The 23,204-nt window shown below is 55.2% G+C and carries 20 protein-coding genes and 1 pseudogene; 6 read left to right on the forward strand and 15 right to left on the reverse strand.

The genetic code is table 11. The features are described 5' to 3' along the window. Positions 1–10 precede the first annotated feature (10 nt). From nagK to lolC, 4 genes are read right to left on the reverse strand one after another with little or no spacing between them, the layout of a single operon-like run. Positions 11–922, reverse strand: a complete 912-nt coding sequence (gene nagK, locus OMR58_RS08600; RefSeq protein ID WP_200564022.1) for an N-acetylglucosamine kinase — start codon at positions 920–922, stop codon at positions 11–13. Between the two features lie 12 nt (positions 923–934). Beyond that, on the reverse strand, positions 935–2,179 hold the full coding sequence (gene lolE, locus OMR58_RS08605; protein WP_105592784.1) for a lipoprotein-releasing ABC transporter permease subunit LolE: 1,245 nt from the start codon (positions 2,177–2,179) through the stop codon (positions 935–937). After that, the gene (gene lolD, locus OMR58_RS08610; RefSeq protein WP_200564019.1) at positions 2,179–2,883 is read right to left on the reverse strand and encodes a lipoprotein-releasing ABC transporter ATP-binding protein LolD; all 705 of its coding nucleotides are present in this window, start codon (positions 2,881–2,883) and stop codon (positions 2,179–2,181) included. The genes lolE and lolD overlap by 1 nt, the downstream gene beginning before the upstream one ends. Next, positions 2,876–4,075, reverse strand: a complete 1,200-nt coding sequence (gene lolC / locus OMR58_RS08615; protein WP_264545715.1) for a lipoprotein-releasing ABC transporter permease subunit LolC — start codon at positions 4,073–4,075, stop codon at positions 2,876–2,878. The genes lolD and lolC overlap by 8 nt, the downstream gene beginning before the upstream one ends. A 459-nt stretch (positions 4,076–4,534) precedes the next feature. Between lolC and OMR58_RS08620 the strand changes: the two genes are divergently transcribed. The 3 genes and pseudogenes from OMR58_RS08620 to rcsA all read left to right on the forward strand — a co-directional run bounded on the left by OMR58_RS08620 (position 4,535) and on the right by rcsA (position 7,533). Next, entirely contained in the window at positions 4,535–5,929 is a 1,395-nt protein-coding gene (locus OMR58_RS08620; protein WP_264545716.1) for a GGDEF domain-containing protein, read from the forward strand. Between the two features lie 173 nt (positions 5,930–6,102). Beyond that, positions 6,103–6,312 carry a DUF2767 family protein gene (locus OMR58_RS08625; RefSeq protein WP_200564013.1) on the forward strand — a complete coding sequence of 70 codons (210 nt, stop codon included), beginning with the start codon at positions 6,103–6,105 and terminating at the stop codon, positions 6,310–6,312. A gap of 579 nt (positions 6,313–6,891) precedes the next feature. Then, positions 6,892–7,533: pseudogene (gene rcsA / locus OMR58_RS08630) on the forward strand (transcriptional regulator RcsA). Between the two features lie 39 nt (positions 7,534–7,572). Here the strand turns inward: rcsA and dsrB are convergent. Both dsrB and OMR58_RS08640 read right to left on the reverse strand, forming a co-directional pair. Further along, entirely contained in the window at positions 7,573–7,761 is a 189-nt protein-coding gene (dsrB, locus tag OMR58_RS08635) for a protein DsrB (RefSeq protein ID WP_105592791.1), read from the reverse strand. 70 nt (positions 7,762–7,831) lie between these two features. After that, positions 7,832–7,990 carry a YqaE/Pmp3 family membrane protein gene (locus OMR58_RS08640; protein WP_034824466.1) on the reverse strand — a complete coding sequence of 53 codons (159 nt, stop codon included), beginning with the start codon at positions 7,988–7,990 and terminating at the stop codon, positions 7,832–7,834. 643 nt (positions 7,991–8,633) lie between these two features. Here OMR58_RS08640 and OMR58_RS08645 point away from each other — a divergent pair. Together OMR58_RS08645 and OMR58_RS08650 are read left to right on the forward strand one after the other, a co-directional pair. Next, positions 8,634–9,449: a mannosyl-3-phosphoglycerate phosphatase-related protein gene (locus OMR58_RS08645; protein WP_200564009.1), complete on the forward strand. Its 816-nt coding sequence runs from the start codon at positions 8,634–8,636 to the stop codon at positions 9,447–9,449. A gap of 29 nt (positions 9,450–9,478) precedes the next feature. Further along, complete coding sequence (locus tag OMR58_RS08650; protein WP_105592793.1) at positions 9,479–10,699, forward strand: glycosyl transferase; 1,221 nt, start codon at positions 9,479–9,481, stop codon at positions 10,697–10,699. On the opposite strand, the gene dgcQ is transcribed toward OMR58_RS08650, so the two are convergent. Next, positions 10,696–12,357, reverse strand: a complete 1,662-nt coding sequence (dgcQ, locus tag OMR58_RS08655) for a cellulose biosynthesis regulator diguanylate cyclase DgcQ (protein ID WP_200564006.1) — start codon at positions 12,355–12,357, stop codon at positions 10,696–10,698. The genes OMR58_RS08650 and dgcQ overlap by 4 nt on opposite strands. 392 nt (positions 12,358–12,749) lie before the next feature. Here dgcQ and mfd point away from each other — a divergent pair, with 392 nt between their 5' ends. Beyond that, complete coding sequence (mfd, locus tag OMR58_RS08660; protein ID WP_200564003.1) at positions 12,750–16,193, forward strand: transcription-repair coupling factor; 3,444 nt, start codon at positions 12,750–12,752, stop codon at positions 16,191–16,193. Between the two features lie 644 nt (positions 16,194–16,837). On the opposite strand, the gene OMR58_RS08665 is transcribed toward mfd, so the two are convergent. From OMR58_RS08665 to hinT, 8 genes are all read right to left on the reverse strand, one after another. Beyond that, positions 16,838–17,377 (reverse strand): glycine zipper 2TM domain-containing protein, encoded by a 540-nt coding sequence (locus OMR58_RS08665; protein ID WP_105592797.1) that lies wholly within the window; start codon positions 17,375–17,377, stop codon positions 16,838–16,840. Positions 17,378–17,663: 286 nt separating this feature from the next. Next, the gene (locus tag OMR58_RS08670) at positions 17,664–18,968 is read right to left on the reverse strand and encodes an NAD(P)/FAD-dependent oxidoreductase (protein WP_105592798.1); all 1,305 of its coding nucleotides are present in this window, start codon (positions 18,966–18,968) and stop codon (positions 17,664–17,666) included. 243 nt (positions 18,969–19,211) lie between these two features. Next, positions 19,212–19,754 carry an alpha/beta hydrolase YcfP gene (gene ycfP, locus OMR58_RS08675; RefSeq protein ID WP_200560497.1) on the reverse strand — a complete coding sequence of 181 codons (543 nt, stop codon included), beginning with the start codon at positions 19,752–19,754 and terminating at the stop codon, positions 19,212–19,214. A gap of 35 nt (positions 19,755–19,789) precedes the next feature. Continuing rightward, a complete protein-coding gene (gene nagZ / locus OMR58_RS08680; RefSeq protein ID WP_264545717.1) occupies positions 19,790–20,809 on the reverse strand; it encodes a beta-N-acetylhexosaminidase in 1,020 nt (339 codons plus the stop codon). 41 nt (positions 20,810–20,850) lie between these two features. Next, complete coding sequence (gene thiK / locus OMR58_RS08685) at positions 20,851–21,699, reverse strand: thiamine kinase (protein WP_264545718.1); 849 nt, start codon at positions 21,697–21,699, stop codon at positions 20,851–20,853. Further along, positions 21,683–22,279, reverse strand: a complete 597-nt coding sequence (lpoB, locus tag OMR58_RS08690; RefSeq protein ID WP_444861308.1) for a penicillin-binding protein activator LpoB — start codon at positions 22,277–22,279, stop codon at positions 21,683–21,685. Before lpoB ends, thiK begins: the two co-directional genes overlap by 17 nt. A gap of 23 nt (positions 22,280–22,302) precedes the next feature. After that, positions 22,303–22,671, reverse strand: coding sequence for a YcfL family protein (locus tag OMR58_RS08695; protein WP_105592802.1), 369 nt, complete (start codon positions 22,669–22,671; stop codon positions 22,303–22,305). A 26-nt stretch (positions 22,672–22,697) separates the two neighbouring features. Continuing rightward, complete coding sequence (hinT, locus tag OMR58_RS08700) at positions 22,698–23,048, reverse strand: purine nucleoside phosphoramidase (protein WP_105592803.1); 351 nt, start codon at positions 23,046–23,048, stop codon at positions 22,698–22,700. Positions 23,049–23,204 lie beyond the last annotated feature (156 nt).

Genomic DNA, 23,204 nt, shown 5'->3' on the forward strand with positions numbered 1-23,204 from the left:
AGTCGATCCTCTAATCCTTAATATGCAGGAATGCGGCACCGCGCATTCCGCCTGCGTCTCCATGGCGCGCTTTGGCAAAGCGCGGTGGTTTGGCGACCGGCAGCAGCAGGGGGGCAACCCGTTCCGCCAGGCCGTCATATAACGCATCAAAATTGGACAGGCCGCCACCAAGCACCACCAGATGCGGGTCCAGCAGAGTCAGCAGATTGCCCAGGCATACCGCCAGCAGCTGACGATAGCGTTCGGTGTGTGCCAGCGCATCAGCATCTCCCTGATAATAACGGGTGATTATCTCCTGCGCACTGAGAGTCTGGTGATAAAAGTGCTGCCACAGCCAGGAAAATCCTGAACCTGAGAGGTATCCCTCAATACAGCCCTTCTTGCCGCAGCCGCAGGTGAGCAGCGGAATATCACGGCCCAGCACCTCCAGCGCATCCACCGGCAGGCGCATATGCCCCATTTCTCCCACCACGTAATTGCGGCCGGTGACCGGTTTACCATCGACAATCACTCCCCCGCCGACGCCGGTGCCGAGGATCATACCAAGCACCACCGGATAGGCCTGAAACTCATCGTCCCAGGCTTCGGAGAGGGCAAAACAGTTGGCGTCGTTATCGATACGGACTTCGCGCCCCAGCCGCTGGCTGAGATCGGCACGCAGCGTGCGGCCCCTTGCGGCGGGCAGGTTCGCGCTGAATACCGTACCGTCGTCGGGCACCGGCAGGCCAGGAATACCCAGCCCCACGCTGCCCACGCAGCCGCAAAACGCATCGGCCTCTGCGGTCAGCGCCTGCAATACCGAAAGAAATTGCTCGTAATCCTGCGTCGGGGTGGCAACCCGTTTGTTCCAGATCAGCTCGCGCTGCGCGTTATACACGCCCAGCGCAATCTTGCTGCCGCCAATATCGAAACCGTAGTACATCCGTTGCCTCGCTTACTGGCCGCTTAACACACGTGCCGGATCGATGCGGCTGGCACGCCTTGCCGGATACCAGCTGGCGATCAGGCTGAGCAGCAGTGAGGTAAACAGCACGATAACCACATCACGCCAGTGCAGCTCGGACGGCAGGAAATCGATGAAGTAGATATCGCCGGAGAGGAAATGATAGCCGGTCAATGCTTCAAGCGCATGAATGATAGCGGTCAGGTTCAGCGCGGCCAGTACGCCGACAATCACCCCGCTGACGCTGCCCACCAGCCCGGCCAGCAGCCCGTACCAGATAAAGATGGCGCGGATCAGGCCGTCTTTGGCCCCCAGCGTGCGCAGCACGGCGATATCACCGCTCTTATCCTTCACCGCCATCACCAGCGTTGAGACAATATTGAAACAGGCCACGCCGATCACCAGCACCATAGCCAGATACATAATGGCGCGGATCATCTGAATATCGCGGTACATGTAGCCGTAAGTGCCGATCCAACTGCGGATTGACACATAGGCGTTGGTCACGCTGCCCGCCTCGCGGATCAGCTTCTGGGCGCTGAAGGGATCGGCGGCTTTAATGGCGATGCCGGTGACGTTATCGCCCATACCCAGCAGCTGCTGCGCGTCGGCCAGCGGAACCAGCGCCAGGCCGTGATCGAGCATGCCGCTCAGCTTAAGAATGCCGCTGACCTGCAGACGTACCCGCTTCGGCTGCAGCAGCTTATTCTGCGCATCGCTGTTGGGGATCATGATGGTCAGCCAGTCGCCCTGCTTTACCTTCAGGCTGTTTGCCACCCCCTGCCCCAGCAGGATTTGCTGCTTGCCGGCACCAAACGATTGCCACGCATTGCCCTGCACGTAGGAAGGCAGCGCGCTGAGACGAGATTCCTGCTGCGGGTCCACGCCTTTGACCTGCACAGCCTGGAGCTTGCTGCCGCTTTCAATCAGGCCGGTAAAGTTGATATAGGGGGCTGCCGCTGCCACGCCGGGTACCCGTTCAATTTTCGGCAGCATGCCCTGCCATCCGGTAAACGGCTGGTTGACCGGTTCGATTTCACCGTGGGGTACAACAGCAAGAATACGGTTGTTCAGCTCACGTTCGAAGCCGTTCATCGCACTCAGGCCGACGATCAGCACTGCCACACCCAGGGCAATACCCACGGTAGAAATCACCGAAATCAGCGAGACCATCCCCCCGCGACGACGGCCGCGACTAAAACGCAGGCCCAGCAGTAAAGAGAGCGAATTCGCCATCAGAGGCTACCCACCATGGTCAGGCGATCGCTGAGCTGGCCGTCGCGCATTTCTACCTGGCGACGCATGCGTTTGGCTAAATGCAGATCGTGCGTTACCACCAGGAATGCCGTGCCCTGACGCTGATTGAGTTCACCCAGCAGATCGAAGATCGCGTCGGCGTTGCGCGCGTCCAGGTTACCGGTCGGTTCATCGGCCAGTACCAGCCGCGGATTATTCACCAGCGCGCGGGCGATAGCCACACGCTGGCGCTCGCCGCCGGACAGCTCCGAAGGGCGATGCTCGGCGCGGTGATCGAGGCCCACCGCTTTCAGCATTTCAAGCGCCCGGGTGCGAGCTTCGGCCTTCGGCGTTTTGCCAATCATCAGCGGCATCGCCACGTTTTCCAGCGCGCTGAAGTCCGGGAGCAGATGATGGAACTGATAGATAAAGCCCAGCTCGCGGTTGCGCAGCTCGGCTTTAGCAGCAGAGGACATCTCATTCAGCGACTTGCCGTCAAACACCACACTGCCGGAGGTCGGCGTATCCAGCCCGCCGAGCAGATGCATCAGGGTACTTTTTCCGGAACCGGAGCTGCCGACGATAGCCATCATTTCACCCGGCTGCACGCTGAAGGAAACGTTGCGCAGGACATCGGTCTGCACGCTGCCTTCCTGATAGCGTTTGCACAGGTTGTCGCACTGCAACAGGATCTTGTTACTCATAACGTAAAGCCTCAGCGGGTTGAACGGCGGCCGCGCGCCAGGAAGGATACAGCGTTGACAGCAGCGCCACGACGATCGCCGTTACGGTAATGGTCGCCACCTGCGTCAGGGAAATGTCCACCGGCAGCGCCGCGCCATCAAGGAACGCGCCGATAACCGGCATCAGATTATTCAGCTGGCTGGCCAGCAGCATGCCAAGCAGCGCGCCCAACACGGAGCCAACCACGCCCGCGCTGGCACCCTGCACCATAAATACCGCCACAATTTGCCGCCGGGTCAGGCCCTGGGTTTGCAGGATCGCCACTTCGCCCTGCTTCTCCATAATCAGCAGGCCCAGTGACGTCACGATATTAAACGCGGCCACGGCGACGATCAGGCTGAGCAGCAGCCCCATCATGTTTTTTTCCATTTTCACCGCCTGGAACAGCTCGCCTTTGCGCTCGCGCCAGTCCTTCCACACCAGCCCCTCAGGCAGCTTTTGCTGGCTGACCACGTCAACGTCAAGCGGCTTATCCAGCCATAAACGCCAGCCGGTGATGTTGCCTGCCGGGTAGCGTATCAGGCGCGAAGCATCCTGCTGGTTAACGAGGATCTGATAGCCGTCAACGTCGCTGTTCGCGGCAAAAGTACCGATTACGGTAAACAAACGCTGGCTGGGAATACGCCCCATTGGAGTGAACTGGCTGGCGGAAGGCACCATCAGGCGGATCTGTTCGCCAAGGTGCACACCTAACTGCGCGGCCAGCTGCTCACCGAGGATGACGTTATACTCGCCGCTTTGCAGCTGCTGCTGCCTGACGTTCATCAGATAAGGCGTGAGCGGGTCGGGCTCATCGGGGTTAATCCCCAGCATTACGCCAACGCCAACGCTGCGCGCGCTCTGCATCACCACTTCTCCGGTCGTCAGCGGCGTGACCTTACTGATACCGTTGAGGTGCAGCGAATCGGCGGGCGTTGTCTGCGGGTTAATTGAACCGCTGTCGCTGGTCACCAGCGCCTGCGGCATTAAGCCAAGGGTATTTTGCTCCAGCTGGTGCTCCAGCCCGTTCATCACCGACAGCACGGTCACCAGCGCCATTACGCCTAGCGTGATGCCGATAGCCGAGAGCCACGAAACAAACCGCCCAAAGCGGTCAGAGGCGCGCCCGCGCATGTAGCGCAGGCCGATAAAAAGTGCGACAGGCTGATACATGAAATCCGTTTTTTGCTAATGCAATAAGTGGGGGGAATGATAAAGCTTAGTACCGTCTTATGGAACTACTAAGCCTCTGACTGTGCGCATTGTTTTGTCAATGGCTGAAACATTCGGCCTAATCTCAACGGCAATGCCTAAAATATAGCCGGACTCGCATCAGTTACCCGCACCATCCGCTAAATGAATGACGCTGAAATGGAAGATTTCGTCACACCAGCGACGGAGAAGTTATTCATAAAGAACAGAATGTGATGATTTTCAGAAAAGACACGGCCAACTCTTGCTACTATGATAACCAGGAATGTTCTTACGTATTTGCTTTCATCCAGCTCGTCACTTATGTCATTCGCACGTGAGTTCAGGTAGTCACCCGCTGCGGGAGGTCTACCGGCCGGAAGCCAGCGACTCAATCAAAGATGCTATAAGCAGCCGTACCAGGCAGCACCGAGTCTGAAGATGCCAAACAATAAAAATCGTATTCACCAGGTTATCGTTCTATTTTTTTTCGCCATTTTGCTGTCGGTTATCGGCCTGTGCTTTCGTAATTTCGAATCCATGTCGATCTTTTGGCCGGGTAATGCGGTACTGCTGGGTTTGCTGATCCGTTTTCCGGCCCTGGATAACCGCGTTTCGCTGCTGGTGCTATTTTTCGGCATGCTGATCACGGATTTGTGCTGGGGCACTCCGGCGATGATCTCCGTGGGAGTGAACTTCTCCAACATTACCTTTATTGCCGCCGCGCGCTGGGTACTGCTGACTCGCCACTTTACCCGGCCGTATCCGCGCCGTTTACAGTCGCTGATGCGCATATTTCCGGCGTCGATTGCCGGTGCGCTGGTCTGCGCGGCCATCGGCGGCATTGTCAGCGAGCGCTATTTTCACGATGAGCTGTTTAAGGCCTGGTTTTCGTGGTTCTCGGAACAGATGTCGACCTCCATTCTGCTGCTACCGGCGGTAATCAGCCTGCCGAGACGTGACGAACTGCGCGTGATACTGAGAAAAACGTTTGAGAGTTCACTGCTGCCGCTGGTCGCGCTGCTGGTGACCACCGCCATGAGCATCTGGGTAGGCGGCGGCGGTAGTCTGCTTTTCCCGCTTCCGGCGCTGCTGTGGTGCGCCATTAGCTACCCGCTATTTATTACCTGCTGCCTGACGCTGATAACCGGTATTAGCGAGATCATTCTGGTGGCCGGTAACGTCCTGAATATCCAGGGCGAAAACGATCTGTTCCGCATAGACAGCCTGTCTGCGGCACGGCTGGGGGTCGCTGCCATGACCATCAGCCCGTTAATCGTTTCGCTGAGTATTGAAGCAAATAAAAGGTTGGTTGCGCGCGTAACTCGCCGGGCGGATTACGATTTGTTGACCGGTGCACTGACTCGCAGCGGCCTCTCATCCCGTTTGCAGAGCTTAATCGCGCCACGCAACCGTCAGACGGGTTTTTCCGGGGCGCTGTTCCTGGTCGATATCGATCGTTTTAAGAATATTAACGATACCTGGGGCCATGCCGCCGGCGATTATGTGCTGGCACAAACCGTGCATTGCATTCAACAGGCGCTCCCCCCCACTTCGCTGGTCTGCCGAATGGGCGGCGAGGAGTTCCTTGTGCTGCTGGAAGGGGCAAACGAAGCGCGGGCATTCCTTCTGGCCAATCGACTGCGTAACAGCATCGAAAACAATGCCATTATGCATAAGGGCAACGATCTTAGCGTCACGGCCAGTATCGGTATCAGCCTGCTGAATATCAGCAGCGTACAGGCCCTGGATGAAGCAATTAACCGCGCAGATGAGCAATTATATATCGCCAAAAGCAGCGGCAGAAACCAGGTCAGGCCGGAGTTCGTCCTGTAATAACTGTTGGCGGTTGCCTGACTGTCGTTGGGTTTGACACGTAGTCAATCATTGCTACCCTTTTTTCATCGCTGTCATTTAACACAGAGGGCGTGTGCAGAGACCCAATCGTTTAAATCCGCGTTGTCGCCGGAGGATAAACGCCTGGTCATACTCAATGATGGAGTGTAAAAATGAAACGTGATGCGCTTAGCGAAGAATATTATGACGAAGTTTGCCGGGTTATTGGTGACGCAGCGATTGCGCTGACGGAAGACGGCCATAATATATCACGGGGAATGATTGCCAGCGTGTTAAGGCAAACTCGTCGGAAACGCAGTGATGCCAACCGTGATGAACAAAAGGTTCTTGAGCATGCTATCCGGCTTATTCAGCCAGACTAATGACTATTAGTACTTATATGCACGTCGATATTAATAATTTGCAGAAGAAATAATGTTTTCCTATGACCGAACTGAAAGAGATTTTTTTTTCGTACTAAAAATAATCGTTTCAGTCCTCGATTATTACAAGAATTTCGTCTCTGAGCAGGTATATCGGCGCGGGATGATAGCACGCTTACCACGCAATGAAATAGCAACGACCTTAGTTCCCCTTCTTTAAAATCGGCCTGGCAACCTCATGTTTAATGGCGATATTTTATCGACCTTCTATTTCACTTTAATGAACGGATTACCCAAAAAATCGCCGTGTTAGTGAGATTGTTTTTTTGATTGAATTCTTTTAAGAATAATCCTATCATGATTTTTAACATTTTACGCGATAGTGACGCAATTGCTGCGATTGACGCAGCCCCTTCATCAAGGATGAGTCAATACTCCAGTCGGCTATGGCGGGGGTAGTATTAACGTTGGCTACCATAACAAGAATTTGAATACTGAACGCTTTCTTCTTCTTCTGCTGTGCGAACGTGTAATTCATCGTTGATTTATATGGATAACGAACTGGTAAGGGCCGCTAGAATGCCAACAATAATTATGGATCCTTGTAATTATACCCGGGTTGGGTTGATCAACTATCTGACAACCAAAGGAATTAAAGACAAGAATATTACTTAGGTTAACGACATTGACCGACTGCATACGCGTTGCCAGCAGTTGCAGCCCGGTGTCGTCTTCATCAATGAAGACTGTTTTATTAATGAACCTGAAGCCAGTCAGCGTATCAGGAATGCCATTGGCCAGAATCCTGACACGCTTTTCTTCATATTTATGGCCATCTCCAACAGCCATTTTGAAGAATATCTGTATGTGCGTAAGAATCTGATCATTACTTCAAAATCAATAAAACCGGCGACGCTCGACCATCTGCTGGCGACTTACTTCCAGCAGCGACTGAATAGCTCATCACGCCATTCCTCCGGCAAAGAAGTCCATCCGCTAACGCTGAGTCAGACGGAATCCAATATGTTGAGGATGTGGATGTCGGGCCACGATACGAGCGAGATTTCTGACCAGATGCAAATCAAGGTAAAAACCGTTTCTTCGCACAAAGGCAATATTAAGCGCAAAATCAAGACGCATAACAAGCAGGTGATCTACCATGTGGTGCGCCTGATGGATAACGTCACCAGCGGTATTTACGTCAACGTGCGACAGGGTTAACAGCGGCAGTTTAAAGGGGGAGTTACCCCCTTAGTGTGTTCAGGCGTGAGGCTCAACGAAAACGCCGTCTTCGTGACCCGATTCATTAAAGAACCAGATCCCCAGCGGATAGTCTTCCAGAGCAACCAGATACATTGTCCCTTCGTTAAACTCTTCCACCGCCAGAACCGTGCCGACCCGGCGTGGACCGCCGTCCGTTTTTACCGTCACCTGCTGATTCACCTTCATGGTAACTCCTGTGCAATTTTTCCCAACAGTTTAACTGAAAACCGCATACCGCGCAGGGGTTTAGCCAGAATTATCGGCGCGCAATCACCCACACTGCATGAACAATTCCGGGGATATAACCGCATAACGTCAGCAGGATGTTAAGCCAGAAAGCGCCACCGAAACCGACTTGCAGAAAGACGCCGAGAGGCGGTAGAAGAATCGCAATCACAATACGAATAAAGTCCATGTTTTCTCCTTTTTAATCGATAACTGTCTGATAAACAGTATAGACAGCGTGGCAAAATCAATGGCGACATGCGCTGCCATAGCCCGCCTTTTCGCTTTCTTTACGTTTCGCGCAAAGACTTCTGACATCGGGAACACTTAGAATATTCTCACTGCACCAACCCCAAAGGCGCAGTCAACCTAAAAAGTAACAAGGATTTTGCCCGCGCAGCGCGGGCTTTTTTTTGCCCGCCGTTCCTGACATCTCTTACCTGATACCCGTGATACCCTGCGATTGGTAAAAAAAACCCCAGCCGCTGGCCAGGGTAAATTGTTCACAACAAAAATAAAATTCGTTACTCGGGGAAATCCTTTTACGCCTCTACCCTAACCCGTTCTGGTATTCAGACTAATCCTAAGTTCACGCATTAATGTGTACAACAATCGTTAACTTGTACAGGAAAACCCGCACCAGTTCTGCGCTGGGAGCATTCTGGCACTTTTGCAACCGGCCAAAAAATCAGCATTTTTTTTAGGATTAATCCGCATATCAGCCTGTATCAGGCGGACTTCCACACCCCACAAGGTGATGATAGCTTGACTATACTTTGTGCTGATACGGTGGTCTTACTGTCACACCGGGCTAATTTCGCGAGGTTAAAACTATGCTTACACTGCAGGAACCTCTGATGATCGTTACCGATCTCGACGGCTCACTGCTCGATCATCACACCTACAGCTGGCAACCCGCCACGGAGTGGCTGACGCGTCTGAAAGAACACCACATCCCACTGGTGATCTGCTCCAGTAAAACAGCCGCGGAAATTGTGCCGCTGCAGCAAGAACTGGGTTTCGGCGGTTCGCCGTTTATCAGTGAAAACGGTGCTGTCGTTCACTATGGCGATGCTCAGTCAGCACTTACCGGTCAGCTATCCCCACAGGACTATCGGGCGATCTGCCATACCCTGCTGAATCTCCGGGAGCGTGACGGTTTTAAATTTATCGGCTTTGCCGACGTCAGTGAAAAAGAGATTGCAGAGTGGACCGGGCTGACCCCGGCTTTAGCTGCCCGGGCCAAAATGCGCGAAGCATCCGAAAGCCTGATCTGGCGGGACAGCAGAGAACAATTTGACCTGTTCCGGGTACGGTTGAATGAGGCAGAACTGGAGCTGGTTCAGGGCGGGCGTTTCTGGCACGTCATGAGTAAAGGAAGTGGCAAAGGCGCTGCGCTGCGCTGGCTGCTTGAGCACGCCCCTTCTTCGGCTTCTCCGCGTAGCCGCCGCCCAATCACCATTGGCCTGGGCGACGGGCCTAATGATGCGCCAATGCTCGACAGTGTTGATTATGCCGTGGTCATTCGCGGCTACAGCAAAAATCCGGTGCTCCTTGAGCGAGCCGACAAACAGCATATCTATCGCAGTACCGCCCGGGGCCCGGAAGGCTGGGTTGAAGGCCTGAACCATTTTATCACTCCATCCTGACTGACCACCTACATTCCAAGGGGATAGCGATGAGCGATTTTTACCAGAACGGCGTAATAACTAACTTTCATAATCTCACCGGGCGCAGTCTTAAAGAGTTGGAAAAGGACCTGGTACGCTTTTCGCGCAAACGTAAGATGGGGCTGATTCTGCCCTCGCTGTTTTCGGAACTTGAAGGCCCGGCGCTGAGCCATATTGTTGATGAGCTGGCACAGGTTCCCTACCTGGGAGAGATCGTTATTGGCCTCGATCGTGCCGATCGCGATCAGTTTCTTCACGCCCGCGAGTTCTTCTCTCGTCTGCCGCAGCGGCATCGCATTTTGTGGAATGACGGGCCGCGTCTGAAGGCGCTGGACGCCGAACTGGACAAAGAAGGACTCTCCCCCTCACAGCCGGGCAAGGGGCGCAACGTCTGGTTCTGCACCGGCTATACGCTGGCTTCCGATAAATCCAGCTGCGTGGCACTGCACGACTGCGACATCGTAACCTATGAACGCGGCATGCTGGCACGACTGCTCTATCCGCTGGCTAATCCCGATTTCCAGTACGAATTCTGTAAAGGGTTTTATGCCCGGGTGGCCGATAACAAGCTTAATGGCCGCGTAGGCCGACTGCTGGTTGGCCCGCTGCTGCGTTCGCTGCAAAAAGTTTACGGCCACTCCGAGTATCTGGATTATCTCAGCAGTTTCCGCTACCCGCTTTCCGGCGAATTCGCCATGCGCACGCACGTGCTGAACGGCATCAAAATCCCCGGCGATTGGGGGCTGGAAATCGGCGTCCTGTCTGAGATTTACCGCAACTACACCACCCGCCAGAGCTGCCAGGTGGAGATCGCCGATAATTACGACCACAAGCATCAGCCGCTGTCGGAGGAAGACGGAACCGGCGGGCTGCGGCGTATGAGCAATGATATTGTGCAGTCGCTGCTGCGTAAAATGGCCACCATGGGCGTGAACATCACCAGCGACTCCTTCCGGGTGTTAAAAGCAACCTACTATCGCAATGCGCTGGATATGATGGAGATTTATAACCACGAAGCGGTGATGAATGGCCTGAAGTTCGATCAGCACGCCGAAGAAGCGGCGGTAGAAATGTTCACCCAGTCAATACTCGAGGCCGGGCAGGCGTTTATTGAACGCCCTAACGAAAAGCCGTTTATTCCCAGCTGGAGCCGGGTCCAGTCAGCGTTCCCCGATATTATGCAGCGCATCTATCAGGCGGTTGAGGACGATAACAGCGGCGATGTTTAATCTCGATGGCGGACGCAGTTGCGTCCGTCCTGTTTCGCCAGATACAGCCTGCGGTCGGCAACGGACTGCAGGTTATCCACCTGATACTCTCCCTGCTCTTCACTGCTGCTCACGCCCAGCGATGCGGTAACCTTCAGCGTTTGATGTTTGCCCACCAGCAGCTCTTTTGCCGCCAGCTTGCGGCGAATGCGTTCCGCCACCAGCACGGCCTCATCCAGCCGGGTGGCCGGGAGCAAAATGCAAAACTCTTCCCCGCCCACCCGACCGGCAATATCGGTTTTCCGCAGCGCCTGACCAATCACCGATGCCGCGTGGGCCAGCACGCGATCTCCGGCGTGGTGTCCCCAACTGTCGTTAACCGATTTAAAATGATCGAGATCGAGCTGGATCACGGAGAGCGGCTGCCGCTGCCGCTGATTAAGCGCCGCCAGCTTTTCAGCGCGATCGAAAAAGGCAGTGCGGTTAAACAGCCGCGTTAAGCCATCGTAATTCGCGCGCCAGCTCAGTTTTTCCTGCAAATTCAGCAAGCTGCCCGTCATCCGGATAATCGTCTGATGGGAAACCAGCACCACAATGCTAAACATCAGCCACGTCAGCAGCAGCACCAGTCCAACACGGCCACTGTCACCCAGCAGCCCTTCACGCAGCGTCTGCACGTTGACCAGCATGCCGTCGAAATACTGCAGGCGGACCCAACTGACAAAACGCCCGTCAAAACGCATTGTCCCGCTGTGGGTTCCGGCAGCCTGTTCGGTCAGCTGCGCCAGCTGTGCTTTGTGCAGGCGGTACTCCTCAAGCTGGCTGCCGTCAGACCAGGCGATCAGATTGAACTGATGACCGACCAGCATTACCCCCCCTTCCTGCCGCGTGCTCAGCGACTGCTGCAGGTACTGCTTGATCTGCTGCGTGGAGAAATCCATTGCCAGTACACCGTACCAGTAGCCATCACGATCGACCGGGCGCGCGACCGTCACCACCTTACCCTCGTTATCCATGGAGTCGTAGGGATCTGACCACAGGATCTTACGCTGTGGATTCACCTTTGGGTCGAGGTCGACAAAGTAAGGACGCTGTGCCACGCCGGAGAAATTTTCCAGCGAGTGATTGCTGCTGGCATCCGGCAGCGTGGAACTGAGGTAGAAACCGGCGCGAGAGATATACCAGAAGCGATAGTGGAAATCGCGCTCCGGCTGGTTAAATTGCAGGATCTGGCTCATTTCCAGCACCGCATTTAGCTCATCGGCCAGGCGCCGGGAATCAGACCGGCTGAACAGCGGAAAACGCGTTAGCAGCTCATCGGAAATACCGTTGATCGGTATGCCACGGGTTTCACTCGGGCTAAGATGCCACAGTGGCGTATGGCGAACGCGCTCAAACTGCTGCAAGAAAGCGGTGGATTTGTCGGTAATCAGCGGATCGCCGAGTGAATGCTCCAGCATACTGTGAAAAAACGCCAGTTCATCAAGGTTATGCTGCCACTGATTATCCAGATTGTTTGCCACCGAACTGAGTCGGGCAAGCTGGTTTGATTCATAGGTGCGCTTCAGCACCATCGCTTCATGCCAGGTGAGCAACGTTAAAAACAGAAACACGAGGGCAAAGCACAGGTGCACAATATTTTTAGGGTGAAAAAAGCGTGATTCCGTAGGCAAACTCACTCGATTTCTCCCGGTTGCACCATGGCCGTTTTACCTGATGATTTTAGACAATGAGTGCTATCGGCGCTATATCAGTCACAGGCTTATTTATCGACACTTATTGATCTGAAACATTTTAAAAGTGCCCTTTCGCCGGAAAGACGACGCTAACGGGGAATTTTCACTATATTGATTCTGTCCGACTGCGGCAGTGGACATCATTGCCATAGCGAAAAAATGAAACTTTGGATAAACATTGACCAGCCAGACCGACACAGTACCCAGCGGCCAGCAAAAAAAAGGTATACTCGGCGAAGCTGAATTGGGGTCCCCTGCTGTCCGAGCCATTGCAGCCGACAGGCGTCATGGCGGCTCCCCTCTCTCCCATTTGAGTAGAGACTATCGAACTGAATATGCCTGAAAACTATCGTTATACTCTTCCCTCACGCGCTGGCGATCAGCGGCTGCTGGGGCAGCTCACGGGTGCTGCCTGCGCCGTCGAATGCGCCGAAATTGTTGAACGCCATGCCGGCCCGGTGCTGTTAATTGCGCCAGATATGCAGAACGCTCTGCGGCTGCAGGATGAAATCCGCCAGTTTACGGAACAGCCGGTGATGACGCTGGCTGACTGGGAAACGCTGCCTTTCGACAGTTTTTCGCCGCACCAGGAAATTATCTCTTCGCGCCTCTCCACGCTGTACCAGCTTCCATCGCTAAGCCACGGCATTTTGATTTTACCGGTTAATACCCTGATGCAGCGCGTGTGCCCGCACAGTTTCCTGCACGGACATGCGCTGGTGATGAGCAAGGGGCAAAAGCTTTCCCGCGATACGCTGCGTTCACAGCTTGAACAGGCGGGCTACCGCAGCGTTGACCAGGTGATGGAACACGGCGAATACGCCACGCGCGGTGCCCTGTTGGACCTGTATCCAATGGGCAGCGATCGCCCGTACCGTATCGACTTTTTCGATGATGAAATCGACAGTCTGCGTCTGTTTGACGTTGATACGCAGCGTACTCAGGAAGAAGTTTCCGCCATCAATCTGCTGCCTGCTCACGAGTTCCCGACGGATAAAAATGCCATCGAGCTGTTCCGCTCCCAGTGGCGTGAGCAATTTGACGTTCGCCGTGAACCAGAACATATCTATCAGCAAGTCAGCAAAGGCACCCTGCCTGCCGGAATCGAATACTGGCAGCCGCTATTTTTCGACAAGCCTTTACCCGCGCTGTTCAGCTACCTGCCCGCCAGTACCCTGCTGGTGGTGGCGGGCGATCTGGAAAGCAGCGCCGAGCGTTTCTGGCTGGATGTGAATACGCGTTACGAAAATCGCAAAGTCGATCCGATGCGCCCTCTGCTTTCACCACCGGCTCTGTGGTTACGCTGCGATGAATTATTTGCCGAACTAAAAAACTGGCCGCGTATTCAGCTGCGGACCGATCTGCTGACAGACAAGGCGGCGAATACCAATCTGCAGTATCAGCCGCTGCCGGATCTGGCCGTGCAGGCACAGGCCAAATCACCGCTGGAAGCACTGCGGAAGTTTCTGGAATCCTTCAGCGGTTCGGTGGTGTTCTCCGTTGAGAGTGAAGGCCGCCGTGAAACGCTGCAGGAACTGTTGGCCCGTATCAAGCTGAAGCCCAAAACGGTGCGTTCGCTGAAAGAGGTCAGTAAGCCGGGTCATTACCTGCTGATCGGTGCCAGCGAGCACGGATTTATCGACGGGTTGCGTAATCTGGCGCTGATTTGCGAGAGCGATCTGCTGGGCGAGCGCGTAAGTCGACGCCGCCAGGACAGCAAACGGACCATTAACCCGGACGTGCTGATCCGTAACCTCGCCGAGCTGCATCCGGGCCAGCCGGTGGTCCACCTTGAGCACGGCGTGGGGCGCTATATCGGCCTGACCACGCTGGAGACCGGCGGCATCACGGCAGAATATCTGATGCTGGCCTATGCCGGAGATGCCAAGCTTTATGTGCCGGTATCGTCGCTGCACCTGATCAGCCGCTATGCCGGTGGTGCCGAAGAGAATGCGCCGCTGCACAAGCTGGGCAGTGATGCCTGGACGCGAGCCCGGCAGAAAGCCGCCGAAAAAGTGCGTGACGTGGCCGCCGAGCTGCTGGACATCTATGCCCAGCGTGAAGCGAAAAAAGGCTTTGCCTTCAAGCACGACCGCCAGCAGTACCAGCTGTTCTGCGACGGATTCCCGTTTGAAACCACACCGGACCAGGCGCAGGCCATCAACGCGGTGCTGAGCGATATGTGCCAGCCACTGGCAATGGATCGCCTGGTGTGTGGTGACGTTGGCTTTGGTAAAACCGAAGTGGCGATGCGCGCCGCATTCCTGGCGGTAGAAAACCACAAGCAGGTGGCGGTGCTGGTACCCACCACCCTGCTGGCACAGCAGCACTACGATAACTTCCGCGATCGCTTCGCCAACTGGCCGGTACGTATTGAGATGCTCTCCCGCTTCCGAACCGCGAAAGAACAGGCGCTGGTTCAGGCCGAGGCTGGCGAGGGTAAAGTTGATATTCTGATCGGCACACACAAGCTGCTGCAGAACGACATCAAATGGCGCGACCTTGGTTTGTTAATCGTCGATGAGGAGCACCGTTTCGGCGTGCGTCACAAAGAGCGTATCAAAGCGATGCGTGCCGACGTCGATATTCTGACGCTGACCGCCACGCCAATTCCGCGCACCTTGAATATGGCGATGAGCGGCATGCGTGACCTGTCGATTATTGCCACTCCGCCGGCACGTCGCCTGGCCGTGAAAACCTTCGTTCGCGAGTATGACGATTTGGTGGTACGCGAAGCGATTTTGCGTGAGGTGCTGCGCGGCGGGCAGGTTTATTACCTGTATAACGACGTGGAAAATATCGAAAAAGCCGCACAGCGTTTATCTACGTTGGTGCCGGAAGCGCGGGTGGCGATCGGTCACGGCCAGATGCGCGAGCGCGAGCTGGAGCGAGTGATGAACGACTTCCATCACCAGCGTTTTAACGTGCTGGTCTGTACCACGATTATTGAGACCGGTATTGATATACCTACCGCCAATACCATCATCATTGAGCGGGCCGACCACTTTGGTCTGGCACAGCTGCACCAGCTGCGCGGCCGCGTGGGCCGTTCGCATCACCAGGCCTATGCCTGGCTGCTGACACCGCATCCGAAAGCGATGACCGTTGATGCGCATAAGCGCCTGGAGGCCATCGCCTCGCTGGAGGACCTGGGGGCTGGTTTCGCGCTCGCCACCCACGATCTGGAGATCCGTGGTGCCGGTGAGCTGCTGGGCGAAGGCCAGAGCGGACAGATGGAAACCATTGGCTTCTCGCTTTATATGGAGCTGCTGGAAAACGCGGTGACCGCGCTGAAAGAAGGCCGTGAGCCGTCGTTGGAGGATTTGACCAGCAGCCAGACTGAAATTGAGCTGCGCATGCCGTCGCTGCTGCCGGATGATTTTATTCCTGACGTGAATACCCGCCTTTCATTCTACAAGCGGATTGCCAGTGCCCAGCAGCAGGGCGATCTGGACGATCTGAAGGTCGAGCTGATCGATCGTTTCGGTTTGCTGCCGGATGCGGCGCGTAACCTGTTGGATATTGCGGCTCTGCGGCTGATTGCTCAGAAGCTGGGCGTACGCAAGATTGAAGCCAGCGATAACGGTGGTTATGTTGAGTTTGCCGAGAAGAATAAGGTCGATCCGATGTGGCTTATTGGGCTGCTGCAAAAGGAGCCGAAGCACTGGCGTCTTGATGGCCCGACGCGCCTGAAGTTTATTCGCGATTTGGCGGAGCGTAAGGTGCGGATGAAGTGGGTACAGGAGTTTATGCAGCGTATGCAGGAGAATGTGGGCTGACGGGCGATTTGGTCCGTCTTATTGTGGCTAGTTAGGTTCATTTGTAAGTCGTCTGTACCATTGCGAAACGCTGAGCGGCAGAGTCCCCCTTCGGGCGGGTCCTCGCGTCGCTTCGCGATACCTTCTCTCCGATCGTCAGCCTGTCGGACCGCCTGAGACGTGCCATCCATGGCACGGCTCAGGCTTTCGTCCACGTCCCTGTGGCCGAATCCTGGCTTCCTCTCTTCGCTCAGCGCTGTGGATTGCCCGTAGGGTGCCCCTGCCGCTCCGCTTTTACATTCTGCGTTGCCTGCTAAAAAAACCGTGTTCGTCCGCCACAAGAAATACGTTTCACATCGCGATAAAGAAAGATTGAAAGGGAAAGCCTCTGCGGCGGCTGCCGGGCATTCCGCAGCGCTGAGGTGGCAGCAGCTGGCCAGGAGACACCGACAGGACGTCGGTGTCAGGCGGAGTCGGGTCAGGGACGACCCGTCTTTGCCGGTCCGACCGGCCAGATGCTGACACCGAAGGCATCGTGCAGAGCACGACGCGAGGACCGCCCGGAAGCCACCGCAGAGGCTGGACCAAACCACCCAGCTTCCAGCAACTCCGGTAACTTCAGTAACTTCGGCGATTTTCGACCGAATTCGCCCTCAAACCAACAATCAGGCCTTATTATTCAACACCAGCTGACCGTTGCCATCCAGCGGAATACGCGTGCCGGGATCGTTATCCATACGGATCTTGCCCTGCTGATCGCCAATCTTATAAGTCACATCGTAACCCATCATCTTGTCCTGCTTATCATAGACGGTTTTACAACGCTGCTCGGTGGTGGTGTAAGTATCGCGATCCTGCAACGCACCCTGCACCTGATTACCGCCGTAACCGCCGGCCAGTGCGCCAGCAACGGTTGCTACATCGCGCCCGCGCCCGCCGCCAAACTGATGGCCCAGCACGCCACCCGCCACAGCACCCAGCACGGAACCGGCAATACGGTTCTCATCCTGCACCGGACGACGGTGAGTCAGGGTCACGTTACGACACTCCTGGCGCGGAGTTTTTATCGTTTCTTTAATTGGGGTGGCGGACAAAACCTGTGCAAACTGCGGACCGCGATCGAACACGTTCATACTGGCAACGGCAGCAACGCCCAGGGCTGCAGCCACACCGATCCCAATACCGGCTAACATTGATTTATTCACAGGAAACCCTCCTGAAAGTGTTACCGCGCATCTTTGCCTGCTGCGACATCCGTGGCAGGTACGGCATACTCGGCGTGCGCGACGCGCCGGGGTAATTAAGACAAAGTTTGCGGCGGAGAGGGAAAACTGACAATCGGAATACGGGAAGAAATGAGATTACCGCATGATTAGTACCACGTTTTAAGAGTGTTCCGAAGCACTCTCGCGGCCATCATAAAAAAACGGCCCGCTGATAACGCGCAGTTAAGAACGTTATCCCGGGCCGTTTAACACCGATCTGCTGAAATTAGTGCAGCTTCAGCCTTGGGCGGATCACGCGGTTGATACTGCCCACCAGCATCATCAGGCCCGTCTTGAAGTAGCCATGCAGCGCGATCTGATGCATACGGTATAGAGAGATGTAGACGAAGCGAGCAATGCGCCCCTCAACCATCATCGAACCGCGCATCAGGTTACCCATCAGGCTGCCCACGGTACTGAAACGAGACAGGGAAACCAGCGAGCCATGATCTTTATAGACATAGGCCTGCTGCGGTTTGCCTTTGATGTCAGCGAGAATATTCGCCAGCACGCGGGACGCCATCTGGTGAGCAGACTGCGCACGCGGCGGCACGAAACCACCGGCAGGCAGCGCGCATGACGCACAGTCGCCGATTGCGTAAATGTTCGGATCGCGCGTGGTTTGCAGCGTTGGCTCAACCACCAGCTGGTTGATACGGTTGGTTTCGAGACCGCCGATATCTTTCATAAAGTCCGGAGCCTTGATACCGGCCGCCCACACCATCAGATCGGCTTCAATAAATTCACCGGATTTGGTATTCAGGCCGTTTTTCTCGGCGCTGGTTACCATGGTCTGGGTCAGCACCCGCACGCCAAGCTTGGTCAGCTCCTGATGTGCAGCGCTGGAGATACGCGCAGGCAGTGCAGGCAGAATACGCTCACCGGCTTCCACCAGCGTCACGTTCAGCGCATTGCTGTCGAGGTTTTTGTAGCCATAGCTGTGCAGCTGCTTAACGGCATTGTGCAGTTCAGCAGAAAGCTCCACGCCGGTAGCACCCGCACCGACGATGGCGATGTTCACTTTCTCCGTTGCGCCTTCGCTGGCGGAGAATTTCAGGAACAGGTTCAGCATCTCATTATGGAAACGACGCGCCTGATGCGGGTTATCCAGGAAGATGCAGTTATCTTTCACGCCCGGCGTACCGAAATCATTCGAGGTGCTGCCTAACGCCATCACCAGCGTGTCATACGCCAGTTCGCGCTCAGGAACCAGCACGCTGCCCTGCGCATCACGGATTTCTGCCAGATGAACGCGGTTGTTTTCGCGATCCAGCTGCGTCAGCGTACCCAGCTGGAACTGGAAGTTATGCTTGTGCGCGTGAGCCAGGTAGCTCAGGCCATCAATGCCTTCATCCAGTGAACCGGTAGCTACTTCATGCAGCAGAGGTTTCCACAAATGGCTGTGGTTACGATCCACCAGCGTGATTTGTGCTTTATTCTTACGCCCAAGCTTATGGCCCAGCTGGGTAGCCAGTTCCAGTCCGCCGGCACCCCCGCCGATAATAACAATTTTCTTCATAGGTGCTGTCAAACGACCCTCTCTAAAAGTGAACCAATCGTTAACCAAAAGTTAAATAAATAACCTTGGTAAACATAGGGTTGGCGATGTTAATTCGCAAGCTGAGGGCAGGATATCACGGGGGAATTCATGAGTTCTACGAAAATTGATCCTGGTCAATTTTATTATAAAAACCAAGAATAGTAAGAATAAACTTAGCAACGCAACCCGCTCAAGGCGGGTTACGGAATGGATGTAAAAGGTGTATTTGGATAATTATCCGAGGGTTTTGAAGTGATTAATTCTCGGCAGATGATGTGAGATGTTTTTAAATTTATGCCCCTCAACTTCATCCCAAATCAATTCATAAAATTCACGCAGTAGCGTTGCACTGCGTTGACTATCAAGGGCATCGTCATTGCGCGAGAGAAAAGTCAGACAGCGGCTATGGTTTTTCTGGCGGAAGTCCTTTACGCATTTGGTGGCAATATCCAGATACTCTTCTGGCCGATCGATTTTCCCTTCCATCACTTCCTGGGGCCACAGGTTAGGATTAAAGATTGCCTGACGGATATTGCACAAAAATCCCACGCGTTCAGCCCAAAAACCCCCCAGCCCTACGCCGCAAATTAACGGCGATGGGTCGGTACAGTGCTTTAACAGCTTATCCGTCTCTTTAAGAATATGTTGCATGTCATGCTTAGGATGTCGGGTGCTGTAGCTGACCAGCCGGACATCCGGATCGATAAACTGTAGCTGTAAAATCTTTTCGTGATTGCCTGGACTGTTAGAGTCAAAACCATGTAGGTAGATAATCATCGTCATTCTCACTTAACGTGCCGCAGGCAGCGGAGTCAGTCACCTTTTGCGGCTTTGTGTGCCAGCCAACGCTCCTGAAGGTTGTAGAGTGTCGCGCTGATTTGCTTCCAGCGGGGAGAGCCCAGCAACTGCTGGCGGGTATAGGAACCCCGATGGTATAACCGACTCACGCGCTCTGCATTGATCGGTGACAGGTTATCCAACACGCTAACCGCACCTGCACGATTATTGCACACCAGAATCATATCGCATCCGGCATCCAGTGCGGTTTGCCCGCGCTCGGCGTAGCTGCCCATCACCGCTGCACCTTCCATTGACAGATCGTCCGAGAAGATCACACCGTCAAAGCCCAGCTCTTTGCGCAATACCTTTTGCAGCCAGTGCGATGAACCGCTGGCCGGGCGAGGGTCCACTTCAGTATAGATAACGTGGGCGGGCATAATCGCATCCAGCGCCTGCTCATCAATTAATTGTTTGAAGATCGCCATATCATGCTGGCGAATCTCCGCCTCGCTGCGGTTATCGCGCGGCGTTTCTTTATGGGAGTCTGCACTCACCGCACCGTGACCAGGGAAGTGTTTACCGGTGGTTTTCATACCGGCCTCATGCATGCCGCGAATAAAACAGCGGGCCAGCGCCAGCGCCTGAGCCGGATCTTCATGAAACGCGCGCTCACCAATCGCTGCGCTGCCGTGACCGATGTCGAGTACCGGCGCAAAGCTGATGTCGATATCCATCGAAATCATCTCCGAAGCCATCAGCCAGCCCGCCTCCTGCGCCAGTCTTGCCGCTTCAGCGGCATCATTCAGTGCGGCAAAAGACTGCATCGCCGGCAGCCGACTAAAACCTTCACGGAAGCGCTGCACGCGCCCGCCTTCCTGGTCGACGGCAATCACCAGACGATGACGCGACGCCGCGCGGATCTGCCTGATCAACTCGGCCAGCTGAGCCGGATCGTGGTAGTTGCGGGTAAACAGAATCAGCCCCCCCACCAGCGGGTGCTGTAAAATCTCGCGTTCTTCCGCATCCAGCTCGTAGCCAAGCACATCTAACATTACCGGTCCCACACTGCACCTCTGTAAGCCTGTTTATCAGGCTAATTTAACTGTGAAAGCCGCTGCCAGCCTGAGGCTGCCAGCGCGCCAAATTGGTTTTCACCGGTCTGCTGCCAGCGAAGTTCGTACCAGCTGGTAGCCAGCAGCAAAAGCCAGGGCTGCCAGCGCCGAATCTGTCGGTAAAGCCTGCCGCTGTCGATCTTCTGCCCGATAGCGCAGGCGGTAATGAGCCGCTGCTGCTGCGCGTCGTCCAGAGCATTAATGTCGATCAGCGCCGCCAGCTCAAGGGCAACGTCGCCGTCGCCCGCATACTCCCAGTCAATCAGACGCAAACGCCCGCCGTTGCCGATAAGGTTACCGCTATGGATATCCATATGCAGCACCGCCAGCCGCAGTGGATGCGGTTCGCCGCGGCGCCGCAGACGCTTGAGTGCTCTGAGCCAGGTGAGATTCCGCCGGGACGACAGGCTACGCTGCCAGTAGCTCATCAGCAGCGGCATGAGCTGAAGCCGGTAGCCGGTTAGCGGCTGGCGGTGCAGCTTACTGATGACTTCAGACAGCGGCTCAATTGCCCGATCGAATTCCTCTGCGGACAACACCTCTCCCGGCAGCCAGTCAAGAAGCAGCCAGTTTCGACTGCGGCCATAAACCGCAGGCACCAGGCCACTGTCATGAAGTTTACGCAGAATACGGTATTCGCGCTGACGATTAACGCCGGGCATCTCCAGCGAGCCTGCCGCCCGACGCGCCAGCAGGGTCTGACAGGGGAGAGAAACTTTCATACTGTAGCCGCTCAGACCATACAGCGGCAAAACGGTACCGGCGGCCTGCGCCGCCGGAAACTGTCTGGATATCAGCTGCTGCAAATCGGCGTTAATGCTGAACGTCACCGCTGCCTGACCAGATAATCTCGCCGGTTTGCACCAGCATCAGCTGCATTTGTAGCTCGGGCGCTTTCACATCCCCTTGCGCATTGCTGTAAAGCACGTACTGTGCACCCACGTAGCGTGCAAGGCCAATTGCTTTGCTGCGTGATACCAGGCTGTCTTCCGCCGACAGGCCCAGTGTCTGTTTCGCCACCGCCAGCTGCTGCGGCGTGACCAGGGTAAACTGGCTGTTATTAGCCAGCGCGCTCTGCAACGCAGCGGTGGCTTTCGCGCTTTGCAGGCTGCCATTGGTACTGTTTTTCACGTTGTCGACCAGCAGCACGCTACCCGCCGTAACGCCGTCGGCTTTCAGCATCTGTGCCACCAGCGGGCTGACGCTGGCCTGCCAGTCAATGGTTTGCATTTTCGGCGGCTGCGGTACGGTTTCAATCGGTCCGGGCTGGGAAGGCACCGGCTGAGGCTGCTGCGGCTGTACCGGCTCTACCGGTGCAGGCTGCTGCGGCTGTTCAGGCTGCTGTTGCTGGTTGATAACACAACCGCTGAGGATCAGCGCCAGTGCCAGCACGCCAGAGAATTTTAACAGGTGACTTGTCACGCCATCACTCCTTACAGATACAGGTAAAGGCGAACTTTGCTCGCCGTCAGATTGCCGGTTTGCGAGGAAATGTCGATTTTACCCTTCGCGGGCACCACCAGCGTACGCGGCTTTTCGTAAGGCAGGATCTCCAGCCCACGATCGTCATACCAGTAGAAACGATAGGTGACTTTTACCGGTTTTTCCTGCTGGTTGACCAGGGTGCTTACCGCGCGCTGCTGGCCTTCCGTTTCACTGATTATCGGCTCATCGGTGGTGATACCGGCGGAAAGAACCGAGGATTCCATCACCAGCGATTGCGAGGTATTAATGGTGGTGCGATCGTTACTGCAACCTGCCAGTGTAATCAGTAACGTCAGAGCCGTCAGACATGCCCGCATAACATTGTGTCCCCGTTCAGCGGCGCTCAGGAAGCCAGCATTGGGCCTAAAGGACGGCCACCAACCAGGTGAAGGTGAATATGATAAACCTCCTGGCCACCGTGTTTATTGCAGTTGATGATCAGGCGGTAGCCATCTTCAGCAATGCCTTCCTGCTTAGCGATTTTAGACGCGACGGTAATCATTCGACCCAGCGCGGCCTCGTGTTCAGCCTGGACGTCGTTGGCGGTCGGGATCAACACATTCGGTACGATCAGAATATGGCTCGGTGCCTGCGGTGAGATATCGCGAAACGCGGTGACCAGTTCATCCTGGAACAGGATGTCGGACGGGATCTCGCGACGAATGATTTTACTGAAAATAGTTTCTTCGGCCATGTTGCATATCCTTAGCAGTGTTTTTTTATAACCGCAGTATGAGCGAGAAAATCGTTTTCTTTCAACCTGCAACTGATTTTTCTTTCCCGACTGCGCGGCTTTGCAGCAGTTCAGCGTCCCGGCAGCACGATTTATCCATCTGTTAAATAGCAAAAG

The sequence above is a fragment of the Erwinia sp. INIA01 genome (assembly GCF_025947915.1).
Taxonomy (GTDB): Bacteria; Pseudomonadota; Gammaproteobacteria; order Enterobacterales; family Enterobacteriaceae; genus Erwinia; species Erwinia coffeiphila.